At 63.2% G+C, this 23719-nt stretch carries 19 protein-coding genes and 1 riboswitch; of the genes, 8 read left to right on the top strand and 11 right to left on the bottom strand.

Annotated features, from left to right (window positions below; translation table 11 throughout):
- Positions 1 to 169: 169 nt before the first annotated feature.
- A complete protein-coding gene (locus IB277_RS01600; RefSeq protein ID WP_034801120.1) occupies positions 170 to 2644 on the top strand; it encodes a DUF1217 domain-containing protein in 2475 nt (824 codons plus the stop codon).
- Positions 2645 to 2713: 69 nt separating this feature from the next.
- Here the strand turns inward: IB277_RS01600 and IB277_RS01605 are convergent, their stop codons facing one another.
- The 3 genes from IB277_RS01605 to IB277_RS01615 all read right to left on the bottom strand — a co-directional run bounded on the left by IB277_RS01605 (position 2714) and on the right by IB277_RS01615 (position 5943).
- Positions 2714 to 4147: an FAD-binding oxidoreductase gene (locus IB277_RS01605; RefSeq protein ID WP_060516349.1), complete on the bottom strand. Its 1434-nt coding sequence runs from the start codon at positions 4145 to 4147 to the stop codon at positions 2714 to 2716.
- A gap of 144 nt (positions 4148 to 4291) precedes the next feature.
- Positions 4292 to 5266: an L-threonylcarbamoyladenylate synthase gene (locus IB277_RS01610; protein WP_090294836.1), complete on the bottom strand. Its 975-nt coding sequence runs from the start codon at positions 5264 to 5266 to the stop codon at positions 4292 to 4294.
- A gap of 77 nt (positions 5267 to 5343) precedes the next feature.
- Positions 5344 to 5943: a DUF6656 family protein gene (locus IB277_RS01615; protein WP_034801127.1), complete on the bottom strand. Its 600-nt coding sequence runs from the start codon at positions 5941 to 5943 to the stop codon at positions 5344 to 5346.
- Positions 5944 to 6260: 317 nt separating this feature from the next.
- A riboswitch (cobalamin riboswitch) is annotated at positions 6261 to 6462 on the top strand.
- A gap of 103 nt (positions 6463 to 6565) precedes the next feature.
- Between IB277_RS01615 and IB277_RS01620 the strand changes: the two genes are divergently transcribed.
- Entirely contained in the window at positions 6566 to 7810 is a 1245-nt protein-coding gene (locus IB277_RS01620) for an aromatic ring-hydroxylating dioxygenase subunit alpha (RefSeq protein ID WP_110818496.1), read from the top strand.
- A gap of 1 nt (position 7811) precedes the next feature.
- Positions 7812 to 8906 carry a hybrid-cluster NAD(P)-dependent oxidoreductase gene (locus IB277_RS01625; protein ID WP_034801131.1) on the top strand — a complete coding sequence of 365 codons (1095 nt, stop codon included), beginning with the start codon at positions 7812 to 7814 and terminating at the stop codon, positions 8904 to 8906.
- A gap of 108 nt (positions 8907 to 9014) precedes the next feature.
- On the opposite strand, the gene IB277_RS01630 is transcribed toward IB277_RS01625, so the two are convergent.
- Complete coding sequence (locus IB277_RS01630; RefSeq protein WP_176960275.1) at positions 9015 to 10166, bottom strand: glycoside hydrolase family 25 protein; 1152 nt, start codon at positions 10164 to 10166, stop codon at positions 9015 to 9017.
- Between the two features lie 78 nt (positions 10167 to 10244).
- Between IB277_RS01630 and IB277_RS01635 the strand changes: the two genes are divergently transcribed.
- Both IB277_RS01635 and IB277_RS01640 read left to right on the top strand, forming a co-directional pair.
- A complete protein-coding gene (locus IB277_RS01635) occupies positions 10245 to 10499 on the top strand; it encodes a hypothetical protein (RefSeq protein WP_143034205.1) in 255 nt (84 codons plus the stop codon).
- An 83-nt stretch (positions 10500 to 10582) separates the two neighbouring features.
- On the top strand, positions 10583 to 11011 hold the full coding sequence (locus IB277_RS01640; protein WP_034801454.1) for a BA14K family protein: 429 nt from the start codon (positions 10583 to 10585) through the stop codon (positions 11009 to 11011).
- Between the two features lie 131 nt (positions 11012 to 11142).
- Here the strand turns inward: IB277_RS01640 and IB277_RS01645 are convergent, their stop codons facing one another.
- Positions 11143 to 11577: a VOC family protein gene (locus IB277_RS01645; RefSeq protein ID WP_090294832.1), complete on the bottom strand. Its 435-nt coding sequence runs from the start codon at positions 11575 to 11577 to the stop codon at positions 11143 to 11145.
- A gap of 76 nt (positions 11578 to 11653) precedes the next feature.
- Positions 11654 to 12643, bottom strand: coding sequence for a transporter (locus IB277_RS01650; RefSeq protein ID WP_090294830.1), 990 nt, complete (start codon positions 12641 to 12643; stop codon positions 11654 to 11656).
- Between the two features lie 289 nt (positions 12644 to 12932).
- Here IB277_RS01650 and IB277_RS01655 point away from each other — a divergent pair, with 289 nt between their 5' ends.
- From IB277_RS01655 to mcpU, 3 genes are all read left to right on the top strand, one after another.
- Complete coding sequence (locus IB277_RS01655; protein ID WP_090294829.1) at positions 12933 to 14714, top strand: acyl-CoA dehydrogenase; 1782 nt, start codon at positions 12933 to 12935, stop codon at positions 14712 to 14714.
- 11 nt (positions 14715 to 14725) lie between these two features.
- A complete protein-coding gene (locus IB277_RS01660; protein WP_090294827.1) occupies positions 14726 to 15478 on the top strand; it encodes a crotonase/enoyl-CoA hydratase family protein in 753 nt (250 codons plus the stop codon).
- 378 nt (positions 15479 to 15856) lie between these two features.
- Positions 15857 to 17935: a methyl-accepting chemotaxis protein McpU gene (gene mcpU, locus IB277_RS01665; RefSeq protein ID WP_246812702.1), complete on the top strand. Its 2079-nt coding sequence runs from the start codon at positions 15857 to 15859 to the stop codon at positions 17933 to 17935.
- A 127-nt stretch (positions 17936 to 18062) separates the two neighbouring features.
- Here the strand turns inward: mcpU and IB277_RS01670 are convergent, their stop codons facing one another.
- The 5 genes from IB277_RS01670 to IB277_RS01690 all read right to left on the bottom strand — a co-directional run bounded on the left by IB277_RS01670 (position 18063) and on the right by IB277_RS01690 (position 23719).
- A complete protein-coding gene (locus IB277_RS01670) occupies positions 18063 to 19313 on the bottom strand; it encodes a class I SAM-dependent RNA methyltransferase (RefSeq protein ID WP_034801145.1) in 1251 nt (416 codons plus the stop codon).
- Positions 19310 to 20080, bottom strand: coding sequence for a TlyA family RNA methyltransferase (locus tag IB277_RS01675; RefSeq protein WP_060584131.1), 771 nt, complete (start codon positions 20078 to 20080; stop codon positions 19310 to 19312). The genes IB277_RS01670 and IB277_RS01675 overlap by 4 nt, the downstream gene beginning before the upstream one ends.
- Positions 20081 to 20218: 138 nt before the next feature.
- On the bottom strand, positions 20219 to 22132 hold the full coding sequence (gene dxs / locus IB277_RS01680; RefSeq protein ID WP_176960274.1) for a 1-deoxy-D-xylulose-5-phosphate synthase: 1914 nt from the start codon (positions 22130 to 22132) through the stop codon (positions 20219 to 20221).
- 246 nt (positions 22133 to 22378) lie between these two features.
- The gene (locus IB277_RS01685; RefSeq protein WP_060516327.1) at positions 22379 to 23302 is read right to left on the bottom strand and encodes a pirin family protein; all 924 of its coding nucleotides are present in this window, start codon (positions 23300 to 23302) and stop codon (positions 22379 to 22381) included.
- 165 nt (positions 23303 to 23467) lie between these two features.
- Positions 23468 to 23719, bottom strand: a complete 252-nt coding sequence (locus IB277_RS01690) for an exodeoxyribonuclease VII small subunit (RefSeq protein ID WP_034801154.1) — start codon at positions 23717 to 23719, stop codon at positions 23468 to 23470.

Consider the following 23719-nt stretch of genomic DNA (forward strand, 5'->3'; position numbering starts at 1 on the left):
TTCGTCAACAGCGCGGCCGCATTCGTTCGGATCAGGCGCACCTTTGCCGTCGTTCGACCTGCCGGGAAAAGCCACACGCAAGCCAGTCCTGCAATCATGACGCGTCAGAATTCTGTTTCGGGGCTCGGGTCCAGCCTGTCCCCATGGGTAACCGACAAGGCGCCAGGGCATGGTATCGACCTATCTCGACTACAGTCGCATCACGCGGGACATGAGGAGCAGCCTCAACCGCATTGCCCAGCAGCCGCAGATCGCGCGCGAAGCGGAGTATTATAAAGAGAACATCGGCAGCGTGAAAACTGTCGAGGAGTTTCTGAACGACTATCGACTCTACTCATACGCGATGAAAGCGCATGGCCTGGAGGACATGACCTATGCCAAGGCCTTCATGCGCAAGGTGCTGGAAAGCGATCTTTCGGACGAAAGCAGCTTTGCCAACCGTCTCACCGATGAACGCTACCGCAACTTCGCGCAGGCCTTCAGCTTCAGCTCGTCGAAGCCGGTGGCTCAAACCAACGCACAGCAGGATGCGCTGATCGGTCTCTACAACGAGCGGATCGCCAGCCTCGACACGGCCATGCGCGGAGAGATGGCCTATTTTGGCGCGGCCATGGATCTCGTCACCGATGTCGACAAGTTCCTCGGCAACGAACGACTGCGTTCGTTTGCTTTCACCGTCTTCGATATTGACCCGAAGACGTTCAACTACACCGAGGTCCGCGACGCGCTGACCAGCGACCCTGCCGCTCTGACCGCAAGCCGCACGGCCGCTGTGACGAGGCGGGAAGAAGCGCTCAAGCTGCAGACTGACCTTCAGACGCGGCTCAAGTCCCTCGGGGAGATTAACAGGCTGACGTCCGAACTGGCGGAGGCGCCCGCTGCCGACAAGCCGGCGATTCAGGCCAAGATCGACGAGCACAACGCGATCGTCGCCGATCTCGATGCCAAGCTTCCGCCACGCGACCAGGCGCCCGCGCTGCTCGCATCGCTCGGCGAGGAATTGAACACGCTGAACGGGCGCATCCGCAATCTCGAAACCTACATCAAGTTGGCGGAAACCTTTAACTTCAACGCTGATGGCAGCGTGCCGGCCGGCGAAAAGGCGATAAGCGACGCAAAGAAGACGGAACTCAACAACATCTACGTCTTCAAGAAACCGGGCGAAACGCCGCTCGGCGGCGCGCGCCTGACCGGCGCCGGGGCACTGTTGAACAAGGAATATTACGAAGGCAAGATCGCCGGCGTCACCAGCATCTCCGAGCTGACCAGCGACAGCCGGCTGTTCAACTACCTCGTCACGGCCTTCGGCCTCAAAGCGTCGACGACCGTGCCGTCGACGATCGAAAACATCCTCACCAGCGACATCAACGACCCGAACAGCTACGTCAACACGCAGGGCGGCGAGTACAATGCCGCCTTTAAGGAAATGCACAAAGCCTTCAACTTCCGGCCCGACGGCACGCTGCAGCCCGGCAAGACGGCGCAGGACGCCGATCAGTTGAAGAAGACGTCCGACGGCTACATGGTCCGCTACAATGACAAGGGCGATGCCGAAGACGAAGCCTTGGTCAAGCGCTTCAAGCTGCTGGTCAATTCGATGGAGTCGGTCGACAAGCTGCTGGCCGACAATGGCGTACTGAAGTTCACGCTCAGCGCCTTCGGTCTCGAAGACGAGGGCCTGAGCAAGCGTGATCTGAAGCGCATTCTGACGAGCGATCTCAACGATCCCAGAAGCTACGTCAACACGCTGCGCGACGAACGCTACGTCAAGCTCGTGAAAGCGTTCAACTTCAATCCGGACGGGACTCTCGGCGCACCAAAACTCGCCCAGAGCGACGGCGACATCATGAATACGGCGCGGGCCTATATCGTCGCCAAGTCCCGCTTCGGCACGGACGACGAGAAGAAGATCGCGAAGGAAAAGGCCCAGGAAGAAGCCAAATATTACACCTCCGAGATCGCGAAGATCGAAACGCTGGATGCCTTCCTCAAGAACCGCCGGCTGGTCGACATGGTTCTCGTCGGCGCAGGTATCGATCCGGAGACGGTCAAGTCCGACTATCTCAGGAGTATGTTTACGTCGGATCTCGAAGATCCGAAGAGCTTCATCAACACCGACCCGAATGGGCTGAAGTATCGCGAGATCGTCTCGTCCTTCAACTTCGACAAGGACGGCAAGATCGTCAGGGGCGAGGCAGGGCAGATCCAGACCCGCCGCGGTCTCGTCACCACCGTTGATCTCTTCCTCAATCAGTCGCTCGAAGAGAAGGAGGGCGCCGATAACGGCGGCATTCGCCTGGCGCTCTATTTCAAGCGCAAGGCCTCGGACATCAACACGGCCTACGACATCCTGGCCGATCGCGCCCTGTTCGAGGTCATCAAGACCGCCTACAGCATGCCGGAGGGCTTGCAGAACGCCAAGATTGAGGCCCAGGCGGCCTTTATCGAGCGCACCGTCAACATCAAGGAACTGCAGCAGCCGGGTCAGCTTGAGAAGCTTCTGCAACGCTTCACGGCGCTCTACGACGTCGAGAACAACCAGGATGTATCGCCCGGTCTCGCGATTCTGACTGGCGGCGGCAGCGCTGGCGTCAGTGCCGAGACCTTGCTGTCGCTCTCGCAATTGCGCGCAGGCGGCCGCTGACGCACGCCGTCTGACGGTCAGCCCAAGACTGTTGTTGCATCGCCGCGCACCGCGCGAAACGGCGCGTCGTCAACCGTCGGCGCGCAGCACTTTATCGGGGTTCATGATACCTGCAGGATCGAACGCGTGCTTGATGCGTTGCATCAGCTCGATTTCGATCGGCGCCCGGACCTCGGCGAGTTCGTCGCGCTTCAACTGGCCGATGCCGTGCTCGGCGGAGATCGAGCCGTTGTAGCTCAGAACGATGCCGTGGACGATGGCGTTGATTTCGCGCCAGCGGTCGAGGAAGGCCTGCTTGTCGGCGCCGACTGGCTGCGAAATGTTGTAATGGATGTTGCCGTCGCCCATGTGGCCGAAGGAGCAGATGCGGGCGCCGGGGATCGCTTTCACGACGGCGGCATCCGCCTCCTTCATGAAGGCCGGAATGCTGGAGACGGGCACGGAGACATCGTGCTTGATCGAGCCGCCCTCGGGCTTTTGTGCCGGCGACATGCTCTCGCGCATGTGCCACAGCGCCTTCGCCTGTGTCTCGTTGGCGGCAATCACTGCATTCTCGACGAGGCCGGCCGCATATCCCTGCTCCAGCAGGTCCTGCACCATCCGTTCCGCGCTTTCGGCGCTATCGGACGTCGAGATATCGATCAGCGCGTACCAGGGATGGACCGTTTCCATCGGATCACGAACGCCGGGGATGTGCTTGGTGGTGAATTCGACGCCGAGCCGCGGCATCAGCTCGAAGCCGGTCAACGCCGGCCCGCAAAGGCTGGACGCCTTTTCGAACAGAGCGAGCGCATGCTCGACGCTGCCGACTCCGGCAAAGGCGACCTGATGCCCGAGCGGCTTCGGGAAAAGCTTGAGCACGGCGCCGGTGATCACGCCGAGCGTGCCCTCGGCACCGATGAAGAGATCGCGCAGGTCGTAACCGGTATTGTCCTTCTTCAACCGGCGCAGCCCGTCCCAGATTTCGCCGGTCGGCAGCACCACTTCGAGGCCGAGGCAGAGCTGGCGCATATTGCCATAGGCAAGCACGGCGGTGCCGCCTGCATTGGTGGAGAGATTGCCGCCGATGCGGGCTGAACCTTCCGAGCCGAGCGACAGTGGGAACAGGCGATTGTGCTCGTCCGCCGCCTTCTGGATATCGGCGAGGATACAGCCGGCATCGGCGACGATGACATTGCCGACCGGATCGATGTCGCGAATGCGGTTCAGCCGTTCCAGCGAAAGAACGATGTCTGCCTTGCCCTCCCGCGGGATCTGCCCGGCGACATGGCCGGTGTTGCCGCCCTGCGGCACGATCGCCGTGCGGGTGGCGCTCGCGAGCTTCATGATGCGCGAGACCTCGTCGACGTTGGCCGGACGCAGGACCATCGGCGTCGTGCCGCGGTAAAGTCCGCGCGATTCGACGAGATAGCGCGCCTTGTCGGCTTCGTCCGTCAGCACGTTGGTGTTGCCGACGATCTCGGCGAAGGAAGCGATGAGTTCGGGAGAGGGAAGGGTGGTCATGGGCCTCACTTCGCATTGCGCCTGCGCGCGCTATCGGATCGGTCGATCTGAGGATCTGGTCCTCGGTTCCTGGTCGGCGGCGATCATAACCGCAATTGGTGCCGTTCGATGAGGGTGGGTGCGGAGAAGATGCCGCACACTATCTTACCCTCGTGGTGCCGCCGCCCGTTGTAACCGGTCGATGATGGCTTCCCCCAACCCGTCCGAAGGGATCGGCCCGAAGGCGATGGTCTCTGCGCCGCTGGCATCCGCCCGCTTCATATAGTCGAAGAGATTGGCGGCGGCTTCGCGCAGATTGCCAGTCGGGCTGAGATCGAGAACGACGGCCGCCTGCTCTTCGCCGGCGATCCGATTGCCGCCGAAACGGATCAAGGCTTCGCCGGCATGCACCTCGGCGGCATCGAGCCGGACGGCAGCGCCGGGCGCGTAGTGCGAGGCGAGCATGCCCGGCGCCTCGATCGTCGCTCCCGCCGTCTCCGGCCGGGTCACCGGACGGCCAAGCAGGCGTTCGATCTCGGCGGCATCGAGGCCACCCGGCCGAAGCAACCGGATCTCGTCGCCGTCGACCTTGATGATCGTCGACTCAAGGCCGATTTGGGCCTGGCCGGCGTCGAGGATCAGCTTCAGTTTGTCGCCGAGATCGGCTTCCACATGGACCGCACTGGTCGGGCTGATTTTGCCCGACGTATTGGCACTGGGCGCGGCCAGTGGTCGCCCGAAGTGAGCGATTACCCGGCGCGAGAAACCGTCGGGCATGCGGATGCCGAGCGTGTCGAGGCCGGCGGACGCCAGCGCATGAACCGTGCTGTCGGCGCGCTGCCGAAGGATCAGCGTCAGCGGGCCGGGCCAGAAGGCTTCGGCCAGCTGCCTCGAAATCGGATCGAAATGCACATGGGCTTCGGCCATCGCCATGTCGGAAACATGCGAGATCAGCGGATTGAAGCGCGGGCGCCCCTTCATCTCGTAGATGCGACTGATCGCATCGGGATTGGTAGCGTCGGCGGCAAGGCCGTAGACCGTCTCGGTCGGAATGGCGACCGGCTCGCCTTCGGCAAGAACGGCGCAGGCGCGCGCGATCGCGCGGTCCGGTTCTCTATCCGTGTCGATGATCTCAGCCATGCCGTTTCCTTTCCGACGCTTCCTTAACGGACGCACCGGAAAAACAGAACGATTTTCTTTGAAGGAACCGGTTCGGCTCAGAGGCTGCGAATGATGCGACGCAACGCGTCATCCTTGGCGCCAAGCATCAGTACGTTTTTCAGCGCGACCTTGGGATCATCTGTGCGAAACAGCAGCCCGTTGTCACGAAAGTTGCGGTTGATGACCATTTGCCCGGCTTGGGCGCCCGGTTCGATGGCGACGGCGAAGTACATGCGTGAATAGCCGGGCTGGATACTCTCGAAAAAATGCGTCTCGTCGCCCAGGTTGCAGAAGAAGTTGGCGAAGTAGAAGGACCAGGTGATGTCCTTGGAGGGAGTAACCGGCGTACGCGCCGCCGTCACGTGACAGTAGCCGAGATGCGGCCGGCCGACGAGCGTGCGGTGGAAGATCATCTTCGGGAACTGGATCGAGTTGTGGAACCCGTTGATCCGCTTATGGGTCGTGTCGCCGGCGGTGCTGAGCTTCTTGCCCGTCCTGTCTGCGACTTCCTCATAGCTCAAATACCGGCGTTCGCTCGGCAACCATTGCCTGCGGTTGATCCGGCCCGTGCGCAGGAATTCGGTATGAACCGCCACCTTCGGCGGGATTGTCGGCAGCTTCTCGGCTGTCGCGTCGTAGTATCTCAACTTTGCCATGATCGTCAGCGCGCCATCTGCCTGCCTGCAGGACCTCTCTCGTCCGCCGGCTAGGCTAGCGGCTCATGGTTAATGAATGATTTCGTCCTGGCTGCATCATTAGCGTTCTCTATCTGACGCGATGTCGCAAACGGGCGAAGCCCTCCCGCATCTGCGCCGACCGCGCCGCAAAAGTCGGCAATTGCCCAAGATGTGATCTATCTATATGTTTGCAATGTAAAAATTCTAAGACGGTGGCCTTTTGTGGCGGTTTTTTCCGTGTCGTCATTCTGGAATTGGATGTCGCTATCGGGCAGCTGCCAAGGTGACTTCCGCGATTACATATCCTTACTCAAGGTGCCGTCTTCGAAGGGAAGATGGAGAATTGGGAAGCCGGTCAAATCCCGGCGCTGCCCCCGCAACGGTGGTGGAGCGAAAGCCTCGGCAAAGGCCACTGGACGGTTCGTCCGGGAAGGCGCCGGGCAGGTCCGAAAGGACGGCTCCTGAGCCCGGAAACCAGCCTTGACGGACATAACCGTAACGGGTTGCGGCGGGCAGCCGGATCGGAGCCTCAAACGCATGGGCGTGCGCCCGTGCGGGTTCCTGTCCTGCCTCTCCGAAACATGGCGCATGAGGACAGGACATGGACACCAGAAACGATATGCTTCGAAAGCTGAAGGGCAGGCAGGACGGCTACAGCCTCGACCGGGCCTTTTACATCGATCCCGACTACTACAGGCAGGATCTGGAAAACATCTGGTACAAGGATTGGCTGTTTATCGGCCATGACTGCGAGATCCCGCGGGCCGGCAATTACTTCACCGTCCAGGTCGGCGACTACCCCGTTGTCATCACCCGCGACCGCCAGGGCGCCATCCGGGCGCTGCACAATTCCTGCCGCCACCGCGGCTCGCGCGTCTGCACGCAGGCGAAAGGCTCGTCGGCAAAGCTTGTCTGTCCCTATCACCAGTGGACCTACGAACTCGACGGCTCGCTGCTCTTTGCCCGGCAGATGGGAGAGGATTTCGACAAGGCCGCCCACAGTCTGAAGCCGATCCATTGCGAAACGGTCGGCGGCTACATCTTCATCAACCTGTCGGAAAAGCCGATGGATTTCACGACGTTCCGCGACATGGCCTTGCCCTATCTTGCGCCGCATCGGCTCGGCGAAACCAAGGTCGCGTTCGAAAGCACCATCATCGAGAAGGGCAACTGGAAGCTCGTCTGGGAAAACAACCGCGAATGCTACCATTGCGCCGCCAATCATCCGGAACTCTGCCGCACCTATCCTGAGGCGCCGACGGCGACCGGGGTGCAGGGCGCCAAGGATGATCCTGTGATCGCCGAACATTGGGCGAAGTGCGAGGCCGAGGGCCTGCCGAGCGAATTTAAGATGTCGCCGACCGGTCAGTTCCGCGCCGCCCGCATGCCGCTTGTCGACAATGCCGAAAGCTACACCATGTCGGGCGCCCGCGCCGTCAGGCGGGCCCTGTCCGCCGACGTCTCCCAGAGCCAGATCGGCACGCTCTTGATGTTCCACTATCCCACCACCTGGAACCATGTGCTCGCCGACCACGCCATCACCTTCCGGGTGCTGCCGCTCGGGCCCGAACTGACTCAGGTGACGACGAAGTGGCTCGTCAACAAGGATGCGGTCGAAGGCGTCGACTACAATCTAGATGAACTGACGCATGTCTGGACCGAGACCAACGACCAGGACCGTCAGATCGTCGAGGAAAATGCCTTCGGCATCCGCTCACCGGCCTATGAGCCCGGTCCCTATTCGCCCGAGCACGAGGGTGGCGTGATGCAGTTCGTCGAGTGGTACTGCAAGTTCATGGAGCAGCGCCTTGCCGGCGACGCGGCTCCGCTTTCAAGGGTCGCCTGACATGCAGATGGCCTCTTCGTTTCACCATTTCGACGCGCTCCACGTCTGGATCGACCGGCAGCAGATGCTCGAATGCACATCGGCGGTCGTCGAGACCGCCGATGTCATGACCTTCACCTTCCGGGCCGAAAAGCCCGCCTGGTTTCGCTATCTGCCCGGGCAATTCGTGACCCTCGAACTGCCCGTCGCCGACGAGCCAGTGATGCGCACCTACACCCTGTCGTCGACGCCCTCGCGGCCGCTGTCGATCGCCGTGACCGTCAAGGCGCAGTCAGACAGCATCGGCACCCGCTGGATGTTCGAGCACCTGAAGCCCGGAATGAAACTCCGCGCCTTTGGCCCGCTTGGCGATTTCAGCTTCGTCCGCCATCCCGGCGACAAATACCTGTTTATCTCGGCCGGCTCCGGCATCACGCCGATGATGTCGATGACGCGCTGGATGGCGGACTGCGTGCCGGAGACGGATGTGACCTTCATCTCCTGCGCGCGTCGTCCGGAGGACCTGCTGTTCCGTTCGGAGCTGGAGGTTCTGGCGACGCAGATGTCCGGGCTGAACCTCGGCTTCATCGTCGAGGGACATGAGGCACGCCACGGCTGGCACGGGCTTCGCGGCCGCATTGATGGCGCCAAGCTGCCGCTGCTTGCGCCCGATTTCATGGACCGCACCGTTTTCTGCTGCGGCCCCGAACCGTTCATGCGCGGCGTGCGCGAGATGCTGAAATCGGCCGGTTTCGACATGGGCCGCTACCACGAGGAGAGCTTCCAGCCGGCCGCCGCACCTGCGGCGGAAGAGATTGCCGTGCGCGCCGGCGCCGGTGACGAGGGCGAGGTCCAGGCCGCCAAGATCGCCTTCACCATGAGCGGCAAGGAGATCGAGGCCAAGCCCGGCCAGACGATCCTGCAGGCGGCGCGCGCCAACGGCGTGCGCATCGGCGCTGCCTGCGAAGGCGGCATCTGCGGCACCTGCCGGGTGATGAAGGTCTCAGGCGAGGTGGATATGAGCCACAATGGCGGCATTCTCGACGACGAGATCGATGAGGGCTACATCCTCGCCTGCTGCTCGCGACCGCTCGGAGACGTCCAGATCGAAGCTTGAAGGCTTTAATGATGTCGCGCAAAAGTGTGCAGCGGTTTTGCGGCAACGACATGCATAACAACAAGCGCTTAGTGCCTGTCGCGTGAATGCTTTTTCAAGCGAGAGGCTTTAGGGCGCGTTGCAGGGGATCGGATTGGCGGAAACGCTTGCCGGGGCGTCGGTGCCGGCCTCCGTCTTGGAGCATGCGCCCTGGGCGGCATCATTGCCGGCGATCGCCACCTGCAGGGCACGTTCCTGGCGGGCGAAATCGATCGAGCCGGTCACCAACATGTCGACGCCGCTGCCGGCGCCGCTCGTAGCGTCGGCGCGGCTCACGAGCAGCGGCTCGCTAAACATCGCAGTCGCCCTTGCCACCGCCAGCATGCCCGTTCCCCGCTCGGCTTGGGCGACGAGCATCAGCGGCAGTGGCTTTTCCGGCAGCAAGGCGCCCTGTGCCCAGATCGCTTTCAGCGCCGGCGGCGACATTGCCGCCACATTCACGTCGATGTCGTCAAGCGTTCCCGGCACGCGGTAGGGGCAGCGGCGCTTGCCGCAGTTGATGCCCGAGGAGAACTGCCACAGCGCGTAACTGTCCCAGTTGCCCATCGGGAAAACCTGGCGGATATCCGGTTTGTAACGGGCGTACCAGAGCGGCAGGCGCGACAGCAGCCGGTGTTTGGCCCGGTGCGCGGCGATGTATTTGGCGGTGATGTGGTTGGTATAGAGGATCGGGTAGCGCCCGGTCCGGGTCTTGATGTGCCCGGCGAAGATGGCGGCGTCCTCCAGCGACATGTACTTGTCCGGATCGATGCCCTCGAGATCGAGCACCATCAGCTCGTCGTCGCGCGGATCGGCGTAATCGAGGAAATGGTTCGCCTGGTCGACGGGATTGCCCGGGCGGGCAAGATGGTAGGCACCCCACAGCAGCCCGTGCGAACGGGCAATCATCCGGCGGGTCTGGTAGAGCTCGCGGCTGACGGCGTATTTGCGCCACATGGTCTTGCAGTGGTTGAAGGTGTCGCCGTTGTGGTCGCCGGTGCAGGAGAAGCTTTCGGGCAGGCCGTCGGAGGCCTTGGCGATGAAACCGGAAACGCGCTTGTCGCCAAGCATCGTTTCCCAGTCGATGCTGTTCATCTCATAGGCGTCGACGATGATGGCATTCGACTTGGTCTTCCAGGGCTCCATTTCACCGGCGCGTGCGATCGCCGCCGCGAAAGCCAGACCGATGAAGGTCGCGAGGCGCAGAATCATCCCTGTCGTGGAGATACACCGCTTTGCCATTCTCTGAGATTGCCGACAGTATCGTTAACGCATCGTAAATCCCAGCCCCCGAGCGGACTGTGCGGGAGCGACGCGCGAATGTATACCGACCTGTGGCTGTATATAAGCAATTGCTTTCATGTTCGCGATCTGACGATCAGCCGGGAAGGCGTTGGTCGACGATGCGGCAATGCCTTGCTGCAGCAACGGGTGCTGGCCGCGCCACCTGATCCCGCAGGAGGCGGAAGATGGAACAAAACCGGTGACTTATGCGTTATCGGTCGATTTCGGATTTCCCGGCTGAGGGACATCCCCGTATCGGCCTCGGTCCGGGTGAAATCATGGAAAGGTTGAAATGCCGCGGCAACCCGAAACCGGGCCGCGCAAAATGCGTTCGGTGATGGAGGGATTTTATGAAGAACGTGCTGAAGTCCGGGATGAGCCGGTGGTTTTCCGTGGCCGTTGCGGTGGCTGTGCTGGCGACGTCGGCCGCCCCGTCGCAGGCCTTCACGCCGACACCGCCGCGCCTTGAGCGGCAGAGCGATGCACAGAACGTCCAGTATCGCCGACCGGGCATGGAGCGTCGTGGCGGCTATTACTACTACAACGGCTACCGCGGTTATAACTACCGCCGCCCTGGCTATCGCTACTACAATGGCTGGTGGTATCCGATGGCAGCCTTCGGCACCGGAGTGATTATCGGTGGAGCGATCGCCCAGCCGCCGCGCTACACGCGTCCTGCCCCCGTCTATGGCAGCCGCCATGTGCAGTGGTGCTACGACCGCTACCGCTCATACCGGGCCTACGACAATACCTATCAGCCCTATGGCGGCCCGCGCCGCCAGTGCTATTCGCCCTATGGTTAAAGGGTAGGCAGGGCCGGGCGCTTCCGCTCCTGGCCCTTTTTCGCCTGGGATCACATGAGGCCGCCATAACTGCGAGCGATGGGCCTGGCCGATGATCGCGCCGTGCCTGGCGAAAACTTGTCCTGCAGTGGCTAAAGTTCTTGGGCGAGCCCGATGAGCAGGCCCTCGGGACCGCGGATATAGCAAAGCCGATAGGCGTCCTTATACTGGACCACTTCGCCGACCAACTGCGCGCCGCGTTTGCGGAGCCGCTCAACCGTCTCGTCGACGTCGTCGACCGCGAACATGACTCGGAGGTAGCCAAGCGCATTGACCGGGGCAGTGCGGTGATCGGCGACGACCGGTGGCGCGAGGAAACGGGAAAGCTCGAGCCTGCTGTGGCCATCCGGCGTGCGCATCATGGCAATTTCGACATGCTGATCGCCGAGCCCGGTGACACGCCCGGCCCATTCCCCGTCGATCGTCGCCCGCCCTTCGAGCTCAAGGCCAAGTTCGCGGAAGAAATCGACCGTCTCTTCGAGGTCTTCGACGACGATGCCTATGTTGTCCATTCGCTTGAGCGCCATGTTTCCAATCTCCACGGTCTACGGGGACGTCGCTCCAAACAACACCGAACGCCTGGGGAGGGTTCCGAACCGCGTCTCAGAGAATGCCGATCCGCCGGAGAATCCACCAGGCAAAGCCCATGGAGAGTGCGATGAACAACGCCGCATAGAGCGTGCCGGTGCCGTCGGCGAAGGGCAGCGCCCCGGTGTTCATGCCGAAGAAGCCGGTGACGAGCGTCGGCGGCAGGAGGAAGGCGGTCATCAGCGACAGGATGTAAAGATGCCGATTGGTCTCCGACGAGATCTTGCTGTCGATCTCTTCATGCAGCAGACGCGCGCGTTCCTGCAGCGCGAAGACGTCGCGGTCGACCGCTTCGAGCCGGTCGGAAAGCCGCTCGGCGGCGTCGATGAACCCGGGCGGTACCTCGTCCTCATCCGATGCGCCCGCCCGCCTGAGCAAGGCGAGGATCGTGCGAAGGTGCCGATGCAGCCGCACCACCGTGCGCCGCAGCGGCGCAAGCCCCGGCTGCTGCCGATGCCCGGCCTCGCCATAAACATGGTCCTCGATGACGTTCAGATCCTCGGTCAGTTCCAGAACCAGCGAGATCAGCGTGCGCTGGAATTCGACGACGATCATCTCGAAGAGGTCGATCGGCCGTGCGCATTTCGTGCTCTTTTCCACCGCTGCCTTGACGCGGTCGATGCTGCGCAAAGGATGCAGGCGGGTGGTGATGATGATGCGGTCGCTCACGGCGAAATGCAGCCAGCCGATCGTCTTCGTCACCGCGTCGAAGGTGCGCTCGAAATCGACGAGCGTGCCGTGCACGATATCGTCCGAAACGGTGATGGCCGCCTGGGTGTCGTGGCTCGTCAGCGTGGCGATTGCGAGCGGCGGCAGGTTGCCGATCCGCTCGATGAGCGCAGGCGTTCGCGCGTCCGAGAGCGCGAGGTGAACCCACACCCATCCTTCCCCGGATAGCAGGCTGTCGATCGAGGCGTCGGTGGCGATCCGCTGGCAGCGGCTTTCACCCGGCAGGAAACGATAGGCCCAGACGATGCCGGGTATTTCGGTGGAAATCAGGTTCATCTGAACGCCTTGTCCAGGGTCCGCCGCCTGTTCCGATCCATCGTTGGCAACGGGAGGGAGGAACACGCAGCCATTCAAAGTGCTAAAGTGACAGTCGCGCGTCCAGCGACGACGCGCGGCACTATCTGTCTTGGCTTCTATGCGCCGTTGATGACAGTTTTGTTACGGGCGGCCGTAGCCCGATGTTCGGGAAGCCGACGGCAATTGACGTTGACGTTTACGTAAAAATCAATAGTGTTCGGCGCACGAGGCCGCGCCCGGCGCGACCTGGCTATCTGGGAGGATCATCATGTACAAGGCACCCGTCGACGAGATCGCATTCACGCTGAAGCACGTGGCAGGCATGGGCGATGCACTGCAATCGGGCGCGCTGGGTGATCTCGGTGAAGACCTGGTCGATGCCATCCTTTCGGAGGCCGGTCGGTTCGCGACGGAAGAGGTGGCGCCGCTTGGCGACATCGGCGACAAGCAGGGTTCGCGCCTCGTCGAAGGCAAGGTCGAGACCCCAGACGGTTGGCGCGATCTCTACCACAACTGGATCGCCGGCGGCTGGAACGGGCTGACGGCCCCGGAAGATTTCGGCGGCCAGAACCTGCCGCATATGCTGCACGTCGCCGCCATGGAAATGTGGAACGCCGGCTCCATGGCCTTCGCGCTTGGCCCGACGCTCACCATGGGCGCCGTCGAGGCGCTGGAAAAGCACGGTTCCGATGAGCTCAAGGCGACCTATCTGCCGAAGATGGTCTCCGGCGAATGGACCGGCACGATGAACTTGACCGAGCCGCATGCCGGCTCCGACCTCGGTGTGCTCAAGGCCCGCGCTGAGCGCCGCGACGACGGCACCTACCGCATCTTCGGCCAGAAGATCTTCATCACCTGGGGCGAACACGACTTCACCGACAACATCGTCCATCTGGTGCTGGCGCGCCTTCCGGACGCGCCGGCCGGCACCCGCGGCATCTCGCTGTTCCTCGTGCCGAAATTCCTGGTCAACGCGGACGGTTCGCTCGGCGAGCGCAACGATCTCTTCTGCCATTCGCTCGAACACAAGCTCGGCATCCATGGGTCGCCGACCTGCACGATGATCTATGGCGACGGCAAGTTCGGCGCTGAAAAGGGCGCGATCGGCTATCTGATCGGCGAGGAGAACCGCGGCCTCGCCTGCATGTTCACGATGATGAACAACGCCCGCCTGGCCGTCGGCATGCAGGGTGTGGCCATTGCCGACGCCGCGACGCAGAAGGCGATCGCCTTTGCCAAGGAGCGCACTCAGGGTAAGGCGCCTGGCTGGACGGGGCAGGGCATGAGCCCGATCATCGAGCACCCGGATGTTGCCCGCATGCTCCTGACGATGAAGGCGCTGACGCAGGGCTCGCGCGCGATTTCCTACGCCTGCGCCCACGCCGTCGACATGGGGCATGCAGCCGAAGGCGAAAAGGCGAAGTTCTGGCAGGAACGCTCCAGCCTGCTGACGCCGATCGCCAAGTCCTTCTCGACCGACGCCGGCGTCGATGTCGCCTCGATGGGTATCCAGGTGCATGGTGGCATGGGCTTTATCGAGGAAACGGGTGCTGCCCGCTATCTGCGCGACGCCCGCATCGCGCCGATCTACGAGGGTACCAACGGCATCCAGGCGATCGACCTCGTCACCCGCAAGCTGCCGCTTTCCGATGGCGGCCACGTGCGTGGCTTCATTGCCGAGTTGCGCGAGATCGCCGCGGCAGTTCGTGCCTCGAACCGCGACGGTTTTGGCGAGACGGCTGCACGCCTCGATGCGGCGCTGGACGATCTTTCGGCCGCGACCGAGTGGCTGATTGCGGCGGTTGCCGGCGGCAAGCTCACAGAAGCACTCGCCGGCGCCACCGCCTACCAGCGGCTCTTCGGCCTGGCGCTGACCGGCGCCTATCTCGCAAAGGGTGGTCTGGCGGAAGTCAGCGATGGCAAGGACGATCAGCGCATTGCGCTCTGCCGCTTCACCGCCGAAAACCTGCTGGCCGAGACTGCCGCACTGAAAGACCGTGTCGTCAACGGTGCCGACAGCCTCGCCGTCGCTCGCGCTGTTCTGGCCTGAAAGGACCCATCATGACCGACCACGTGCTCATCGAACGGCCGGAAGCCCACCCCGGCGTCCAGGTGATCCGCTTCAACCGGCCGGAAAAGAAAAACGCCATCACGCGCGACATGTACGCGAAGATGACCAATGCGCTGACGGTCGCTTCTAGCGATCCGGCCGTGCGCGCCACCGCCTTTCTCGGCACCGATGGTTGCTTCTCCGCCGGCAACGACATGGCCGACTTCCTCGCCTTCGCCATGGGCGGTTCCATGGGCATAGAGGTGATCGAGTTCCTGAAGGCACTCGCGACCGCAACGAAGCCTGTCGTTTCGGGCGTCGACGGTCTCGCGATCGGCATCGGCACGACGATCCATCTGCATTGCGACCTGACGATTGCGTCCGAGCGCTCGGTCTTCAAGACGCCCTTCGTCGACCTGGCGCTGGTGCCGGAAGCGGCCTCCAGCCTGATCGCGCCGCGCATCATGGGTCACCAGCGGGCCTTCGCGCTGCTTGCCGCCGGCGAACCGCTCACCGCAGGCGAGGCCGTGGACGCGGGACTTATCTGGAAGATTGTCGGCGCGGACGCGGTCGAGAGCGAAACCCTGGCGCTTGCTGGCCGGCTCGCCAAGAAGCCGCCGGAGGCGCTTCGCATCGCCCGCGATCTCGTCCGTGGCGACCGCAGCGACGTGCTGGCGCGTATCGACGAAGAGGCGAAGCACTTCGCCGCGCAATTGAAGAGTGCCGAGGCGCGGGCCGCCTTCGAGGCGTTCATGCGCCGCTAAACCAGTTTGGATTTGTGATGGGTGAGACGGGTGCCGCTGTGCACCCGTTTTGCATTCGGGGGCAAGCTCTTACCCGTCCGGCGGTAAAGATCCCGTTGCCGCCGCCATCGCGAACTTGAATAGATCAATTTTAATTTGTTCTTAAATACCGGTCGCTAGCGTCCTGCGCGATAGGCCCATCCCTATTTTGGGATGGCCCCAGCCGCATGAAGCAGGGCTGGCCCCGCCTTCGGGCATGTTCAACGTTTTCCCGTCAGCCTCTGCGCGCCGTCTTCACGGACGGACGAGGGATGCTGCGCGAAAATCATCAAGAGCTCATGTCCGGCGGTCGCCGCCGGCACCCATTGGGAGCCCACCTTGTCCAAGCGATCGAACCTCATGACGCGCATTCTCGTTGCCGCGTCCTGTGTCGTCGTCGGCGCTTTCGCCGGCTTTTCCGTTTACATTGACAGCCTGCAGCGCGACACGACCACCAAGGCCGTCGAGGAGAACATTGCCTCCTCCGGCACCCAGGCCGCGCAGAGCGTCGCCAAGTGGCTGAACGGCCGCGTCACGCTGACGGCGATGGTGGCTGATGCCACCGGCAACGTCGCGGATGACGGTGGGGTCCAGCCGATCCTGAAGAACGACGTTCTCACCAGCGAATTCATGTCGACCTATGTTGGCAACGAAAGCGGCAAGTTCATCACCTGGCCCGACAATCCGATGCCGGCAGGCTATGACCCGCGTCAGCGCCCCTGGTACCAGCAGGCCATCAAGGCTGACGCTCGCGTGCTGACCGAACCCTATGTCGACGCGTCCAGCGGCGCGCTGATCATCAGCGCCGCCGTTCCGGTCAAGCGCGACGGCAAGCTCTATGGCGTTGCCGCCAGCGACTTCTCGCTCGATACCCTGGTGACGATGATCAAGGGCGTCGATGTCGGCGGTGAAGGCTTTGCCTTCCTCGCCAGCAAGGACGGCCAGATCCTGGTTCATCCCGATGCCAAGCTGGTCACCAAGTCGCTCGCCGATGCCTTCCCGATCGACACACCGGCAATCGGCTCCGGTATCATGAACACCGAGCTCGACGGCAAGCCGATGCTGGTGAGCTTCGTTCCGGTCCAGGGCCTGCCCTCAGTCGAATGGTATGTCGGCTTCGTCATCGACGCCGACGCCGCCTATTCGGCGATCGATCAGTTCCGCATTGCCGCGACCATCGCCACGATCCTTGCGGTCGGCGTGATGCTCGTCTTCCTCGCGACCTTCCTCAACCGCCTCGTCATCCGCCCGGTTACGGACATGACCAGCGCGATGGAGAAGCTCGCTTCGGGTAACCACAACGTTGCAATCCCCGGCGAAGAGCGGACCGACCAGATCGGCTCGATGGCCGCCGCCGTCGCCGTCTTCAAGGCCAATGCAGTCGAGCGCGCCCGCCTCGAAAGCGAAGCGGATGCGAACCGTTCGCTGTCGGAACGCGAGCGACTGGAACGCGAAGCGCAGAAGGCGCGCGATGCTGCCGAAGTGCAGCAGGCTGTCGATGGTCTGGCAACCGGCCTCGGCCGTCTTGCTGACGGCGATCTGGCCTATCGCATAGACAATCCCTTTGCCGATCGTCTCGATCGCCTGCGCGCCGACTTCAACAACTCGGTCGCCAAGCTGCACGACACGCTCTGCGCCGTCGGTGCCAATGCCCGCGGCATTGATGCCGGCGCGACGGAAATCCGCTCGGCCGCCGACGATCTCGCCCGCCGCACAGAACAGCAGGCAGCCTCGGTCGAAGAGACCGCCGCGGCACTCGAGGAGATCACCACGACGGTCAAGGACTCGGCTCGCCGCGCCGAAGAGGTTGGTGCGCTGGTCGCCCGTACTCGTGCCGGCGCTGAGAAGTCCGGCGAAGTCGTTGCCAACGCCGTAGATGCGATGCATGCGATCGAGAAGTCCTCGGGCGAGATCTCCAACATCATCGGCGTCATCGACGACATCGCCTTCCAGACCAACTTGCTCGCGCTGAATGCCGGCGTCGAGGCGGCCCGTGCCGGTGAAGCCGGCAAGGGTTTTGCGGTCGTCGCCCAGGAAGTGCGTGAACTCGCCCAGCGCTCGGCACAGGCCGCCAAGGAGATCAAGGCGCTGATCACGACCTCGGGAAACCAGGTTCGAAACGGTGTCACGCTGGTCGGCGATACCGGCAAGGCACTGGAGACGATCGTTGCCGAAGTTCATGAGATCAACAAGCATGTGAGCGCGATCGTGACCGCGACGCGCGAGCAGTCGACCGGTCTTCAGGAGATCAACACGGCCGTAAACACCATGGACCAGGGCACGCAACAGAACGCGGCCATGGTCGAGGAACAGACGGCGGCAAGCCATGGCCTGGCGTCGGAAGCAGCCTCGCTCAATGCGCTGCTCGCCCAGTTCAACCTCGGAGAAGGGCAGGGCTCTTACGCAGGTGGGGGTGGATACCGCCGCCGCGCGGCGTGACGACGGATCGGCGTCCGCGAGTCATGCTAAGACGAGTGCAAAAACAAGAGGATAGCACGCAAGCGTGAATCAGTCTGGCAGACGCTTCAAGTCGAACGATAACGAAGGCCCGGGAAACCGGGCCTTCTCATTTCTCCAGCGTGACCACCGCCTCGACATGGGCCGACCAGAGGAACTGGTCGATCGGCGTCACCGAGGTGATGCGGTACCCGGCGGCAACGAGGATCGAGAGGTCGCGCGCAAGCGTCACTGGATTGCAGGAGACGGCGACGACCTTCTTGACGCCGGAGCGGGCGATCTCGTGACACTGCACGTCCGCGCCGGCGCGTGGCGGATCGAAGACGACCGCGTCGAAGACCTTCAGTTCCTGCGCCATGAGCGGGCGGCGGAAGAGATCACGCTTCTCGATGGTGACGGGCTTGAGCCCCTGCGTGTTGCGAGCCGCCAGATCAAGCGCCTTCAGCGCCTTGTCTTCGCCTTCGACCGCATGCACCCGCGCCTTGCGGGCGATGCGCAGCGCAAACGTGCCGCAGCCGGCAAAGAGGTCGGCGACGCGCTTGGACTTGCCGAGATGGTCGAGCACCAGCTTCGCCATTGCCTCTTCGGCCTGCGCCGTCGCCTGGGTGAAGCTGCCGGGCGGTGGCGAGACGGAAACACCGCCGAAATCGATGACAGGCTTCACCGGCTCGACAATGATCTCGCCATTGAGGCTGACGCGGGCGATGCCGCGCTCACCGAGCACGGCTTCGACCGTGCGGCGGCGCTCGCGGTCGTCGAGCTTCTTGATGCCATCGACCGAGAGGTCGAGGCCGGAGAGCGTTTCGAGCACGGTGATGCGGAACGGCTCGGCATTGACGGCCATGGCCGCGCCGACTTTGGCAATGGTGGCGAGCTTCGAGACGATACCCGGGCTCGCGATCGGACATTCCGAGATCGCGACGATATGGTGGCTTTCCGCCTGGTTGAAGCCGAGAAGCAGATCCTTCTCGGTCTTGCGGGCGGTGAAGACCGCGCGGCGGCGTTGGCCGGGCTCGGCGGTGATGAGCGGCGCCACCTCGGGTGTGAGCCCTTTCGACTTCAGGGCGGCGATCACCAGATCGCGCTTGAAGCCGTGGTAGAGCGTGTCGGAGGCATGTTGCATCGTGCAGCCGCCGCAGGTGCCGTTGATGCCGTCCGGCCCGAAGTGCCGACAGTGCGGTTCGACGCGCTCGGGTGAGGCTTCTCTCACCGACATCAGCGTGCCGTGCGATTTGTTGACGGCGAGCGCGACGCTTTCGCCGGGCAGGGTGAAGGGTGCATAGATCGGCCCGTCAGGACCTTCGGCAATGCCGTCGCCCTGAGCGCCCAGCCGCTTGATGGTGACGGCTTCAGTGGTCATGGCTTCTTGCCTGCCAGCAGGTATTCGACATTGCCGTCGCCGCCGGCAATAGGCGAGGGGATGAGCCCAAGGCTCTGCCAGCCCATGTCCTCGACGAGCCAGCGCTCGAGTTCGGCGGCGACATCAGGCGCACTGTCGGGATCCTTGAGCAGGCCCGCCTTGCTGATCGCGTCGCGACCCGCCTCGAACTGAGGCTTCACCAGCAGGATGCAGTGCGAACCGGGAAGCGCCATGTCGAGTGCCGGCGGCAGCGCGAGCTTGAGCGAGATGAACGAGACGTCCGAGACGACGAAGGTGACTTCGCGGTCGTCGATGTCCTCCTCGGTCATCGCGCGTGCATTGAGGCCCTCAATGCTGGTGACGCGTTCGTCACCTTCGATGCGCGGATGGATCTGGCCATGGCCGACATCGATCGCAACCACGTGCTCGGCGCCGCGCTTCAACAGCACTTCGGTAAAGCCACCGGTCGAGGCGCCGATATCGAGACAGCTTTGGCCTGCGGGGTCGAGCCCGAAATGATCGAGTGCCGCGACCAGCTTCAGCGCGGCGCGCGAGACATAGTCCTGCGCCGGGTCATCGATGGTGATCGTCACGCTCTCGGCAAACATCGACGCTGCCTTGGTGACCGTGCGGCCGTCGACCTTGACGGTCCCGCGCTGGATTGCGTCACGGGCACGCGCGCGGCTTGCGACCAGCCCCGAGTTCAGCAGCAGCTGATCGAGGCGGACCCGGTTCTTGTGTTCTTCGTTCTGGCGATCTTCTGACATGTGTTTCTCATGGCGACTTGCCGCCGCAATGGCAAGCCCCCTGTGCTCGCAGCCATCGAGCCCTTCCTGCAATTCCGTCCGGAAAAGCAAAAACCCCGGGGACGAGCCGGGGTTTTTGCTTGAAGTCGCACGGAAGCCTCAGCCGGCAGCGCCGATGCCGATATCCTGCTTTTGGCCGAGTGCCTTGAAGACGGTCGAGACGATGCCGGCGCGGTCGAGGCCCGCGGCGGCATACATCGCCTCGGGCTTGGCCTGTTCCATCCAGACGTCGGGCATGACCATCGGGCGAACCTTGAGGCCGCCGTCGAGCAGGCCGTCCTCGGCGAGGAACTGCAGCACGTGGCTGGCAAAGCCGCCGATGGCACCTTCCTCGATGGTGATCAGCACCTCGTGGTTGCGGGCAAGCTCGCGGATGAGGTCATGGTCCAGCGGCTTGGCAAAGCGCGCATCCGCGACCGTGGTCGAAAGGCCGGCGGCGTCGAGGTCTTCGGCGGCCAGCAGACAGTCGGCAAGGCGCGTGCCGAAGGAAAGCAGCGCCACCTTGGAGCCCTCCTTCACGATACGGCCCTTGCCGATCTCGAGGATCTGGCCCCGCTCCGGCATCTCGACGCCAACGCCTTCGCCGCGCGGATAACGGAACGAGATCGGGCCGGCGTCATAGGCAGCAGCCGTGCGCACCATGTGCTTCAGTTCCGCCTCGTCGGCAGCCGCCATCACCACGAAGCCGGGAAGGGTGGCGAGATAGGTCGTGTCGAACGAGCCCGCATGCGTCGGACCGTCGGCGCCGACGAAACCGGCACGGTCGATCGGGAAGCGCACCGGTAGACCCTGGATCGCCACGTCGTGGACCACCTGGTCGTAGCCGCGCTGCAGGAAGGTCGAATAGAGCGCTGCGAACGGCTTGTAGCCTTCGGCGGCAAGGCCGGCGGCAAAGGTTACGGCGTGCTGCTCGGCAATGCCGACATCGAAGCAGCGCGACGGATGGACCTTGGCGAACTTGTCGAGCCCGGTGCCGGACGGCATGGCAGCGGTGACGGCGACGATCTTGTCGTCGAAGCCGGCTTCCTGCGTCAGCGCATCGGCGAAAACAGAGGTATAGGCGGGCGCGTTCGGCTTCGCCTTCGCCTGGGCGCCAGTGATGACGTCGAACTTGTTGACGCCGTGGTACTTGTCGGCGGCAGCTTCCGCCGGCGGATAGCCCTTGCCCTTCTGCGTCACCACATGGATCAGCACCGGACCCTTGGCGTTGTCGCGCACGTTGCGCAGCACCGGCAGCAGATGGTCGAAGGAATGCCCGTCGATCGGGCCGATATGGTAGAAGCCCATCTCTTCGAAGAGCGTACCGCCGGTGACGTAGCCGCGGGCATGCTCGACCGCGCGGGTGATCGCGCGATCGACGGTCTTGCCGAGATACGCGGTCAGTTTCTTGCCGACTTCGCGGATGCCCATATAGGTGCGGCCGGAGGCAAGGCGCGCGAGATAGGCGCTCATCGCGCCGGTCGGCGGCGCGATCGACATGTCGTTGTCGTTGAGGATGACGATCAATCGCGCGTCGAGCGCGCCGGCATTGTTCAGCGCCTCATAGGCCATGCCGGCCGAAAGCGCACCGTCGCCGATGACGGCGATGACATTGCGGTTCTTGCCGTCGAGATCGGCTGCGACCGCCATGCCGAGGCCGGCGGAAATCGAGGTCGAGGAGTGCGCGGCGCCGAAGGGGTCGTATTCGCTCTCGGCGCGGCGGGTAAAGCCCGAGAGGCCGCCTTCCTGACGGAGCGTGCGGATACGATCGCGGCGGCCGGTGAGGATCTTGTGCGGATAGCACTGGTGGCCGACGTCGAAGATCAGCCGGTCATGCGGCGTGTTGAACACCTTGTGGATGGCGATCGTCAGCTCGACGACGCCGAGGCCCGCGCCAAGATGCCCGCCGGTGCGCGACACTGCGTCGATCATTTCTGCCCGGACTTCTCCGGCAAGCTGCGGCAGATCCTTGTCGTCGACCTTCTTCAGATCGTCGGGATAGGTCACCTTGTCGAGCAAGGGAGTAGCCGGCATCGGATTGGTTGGCAGTTGTGTCACGCTGCATGCCTCATGCGCGCCCCAAAGGTCGGGCGCGCGATAGTTGGTGGGTACCGTCGAAGCGGCTCTTTAGACGCAATCGTTGCTGAATGCAAAATTAGGCGTTCCTGCGTCGTCAACCAAGAGACTAGCGCATGATTCTGTGAATCGAAATCGATTCAAGCGCCATGAGGCAATGTTGCGCGGTTTTCCGCATCCATCCTGTGCCACTTTAGGTCGCGGTCAGCCCTCGGGCAGCGGAACGAATTCCTCTTCGTCTCCGGGCACGATGTCGAAGCGTCCGCTGCGCCACTCTTCCTTGGCTTTCTCGATGCGCTCCTTCGAAGACGAAACGAAATTCCACCAGATGTGGCGGGACGACCCGAGCGCAGCACCCCCGAAAAGCATCACGTGACAACCCTGCGGTCCGGCCGTGACCGTGATCTCGTCGCCGGCGCGGAAGACGAGCAGTTGGTTGTCTGCAAAATGATCACCGGCAATGATCGCCTCGCCGGAGAGGATATAGAGCGCGCGCTCTTCCCATTGCGCCGCGAAGGGGGCGCTCTTGCCGGGTGCAATGTTGAGATCGACATAGATCGTGTCGGTGAAGACCGAGACCGGCGACTTCGCGCCCTCGAAGTTGCCGATCACCACCCGCGCCTTGATGCCGTCGTCGCTCATATGCGGCAGCATGCGCTCTTCGGTATGGCTGAAGATCGGGTCGATTTCTTCCTTGTGATCGGGCAGCGCCAGCCAGGTCTGCAGGCCCGAGATCGAACGGTCGTGGCCGCGCTGGTTCTCCGGCGAGCGCTCTGAATGCACGATGCCGCGGCCGGCCGTCATCAGGTTCACGTCGCCGGGACGGATGACCATCTCGGTGCCGAGGCTGTCGCGGTGCTTGATCTCGCCGTCGAAGAGATAGGTGACGGTCGAAAGGCCGATATGCGGGTGCGGGCGCACGTCGATCGCCTCGCCGGCGCGAAGCAATGCCGGGCCCATGCGATCGAAGAAGATGAAGGGGCCGACCAGGCGGCGCTTGGCCGTCGGCAAAGCGCGACGAACCTGCAGCCCGCCGATATCGCTGGTGCGCGGAACGATCAGATGTTCGATGGCGTCGCAGGCGGGCTTGTCGCCGGCGAGCGGGTCGGGGCCTGGAAAGAAAGACATGGCGCGTGCTCCCGTTTTTGCTGTCGCTTCAAGTCCTAACGCCTATGACATCAGGCGGGTAGGGGCGAAGCAAGGACGCAGTGTTTCCGCGCGACGATCAATCCGATCTTGGCAATTCCGGGAAAAGCGTGAAGCGGTTTTCCGCCCGGAATTGCGATGAAACGATCAGTCGGCGTCGAGCGGCTCCACGCCCTGCGGTCTGCCGGCGCGGTCGAGGCGGATCTTTTCGATGCGGTCCTCGGCGGCCTTCAACAGCGCCTCGCAATGCTTCTTCAGCGCTTCGCCGCGCTCGTAGATCTCGATCGACTTGTCGAGGGCGACATCGCCGCGCTCCAGCGCCGAAACGATCCGCTCCAGTTCCTCGACGGCCTGCTCGAAGGAGAGGGCGGAAACGTCCGGTTGCGTAGTGGTGTTCAT

Origin of the sequence: Ensifer sp. ENS07, from assembly GCF_014852185.1 — a bacterium.
Classification (GTDB): domain Bacteria; phylum Pseudomonadota; class Alphaproteobacteria; order Rhizobiales; family Rhizobiaceae; genus Ensifer; species Ensifer adhaerens.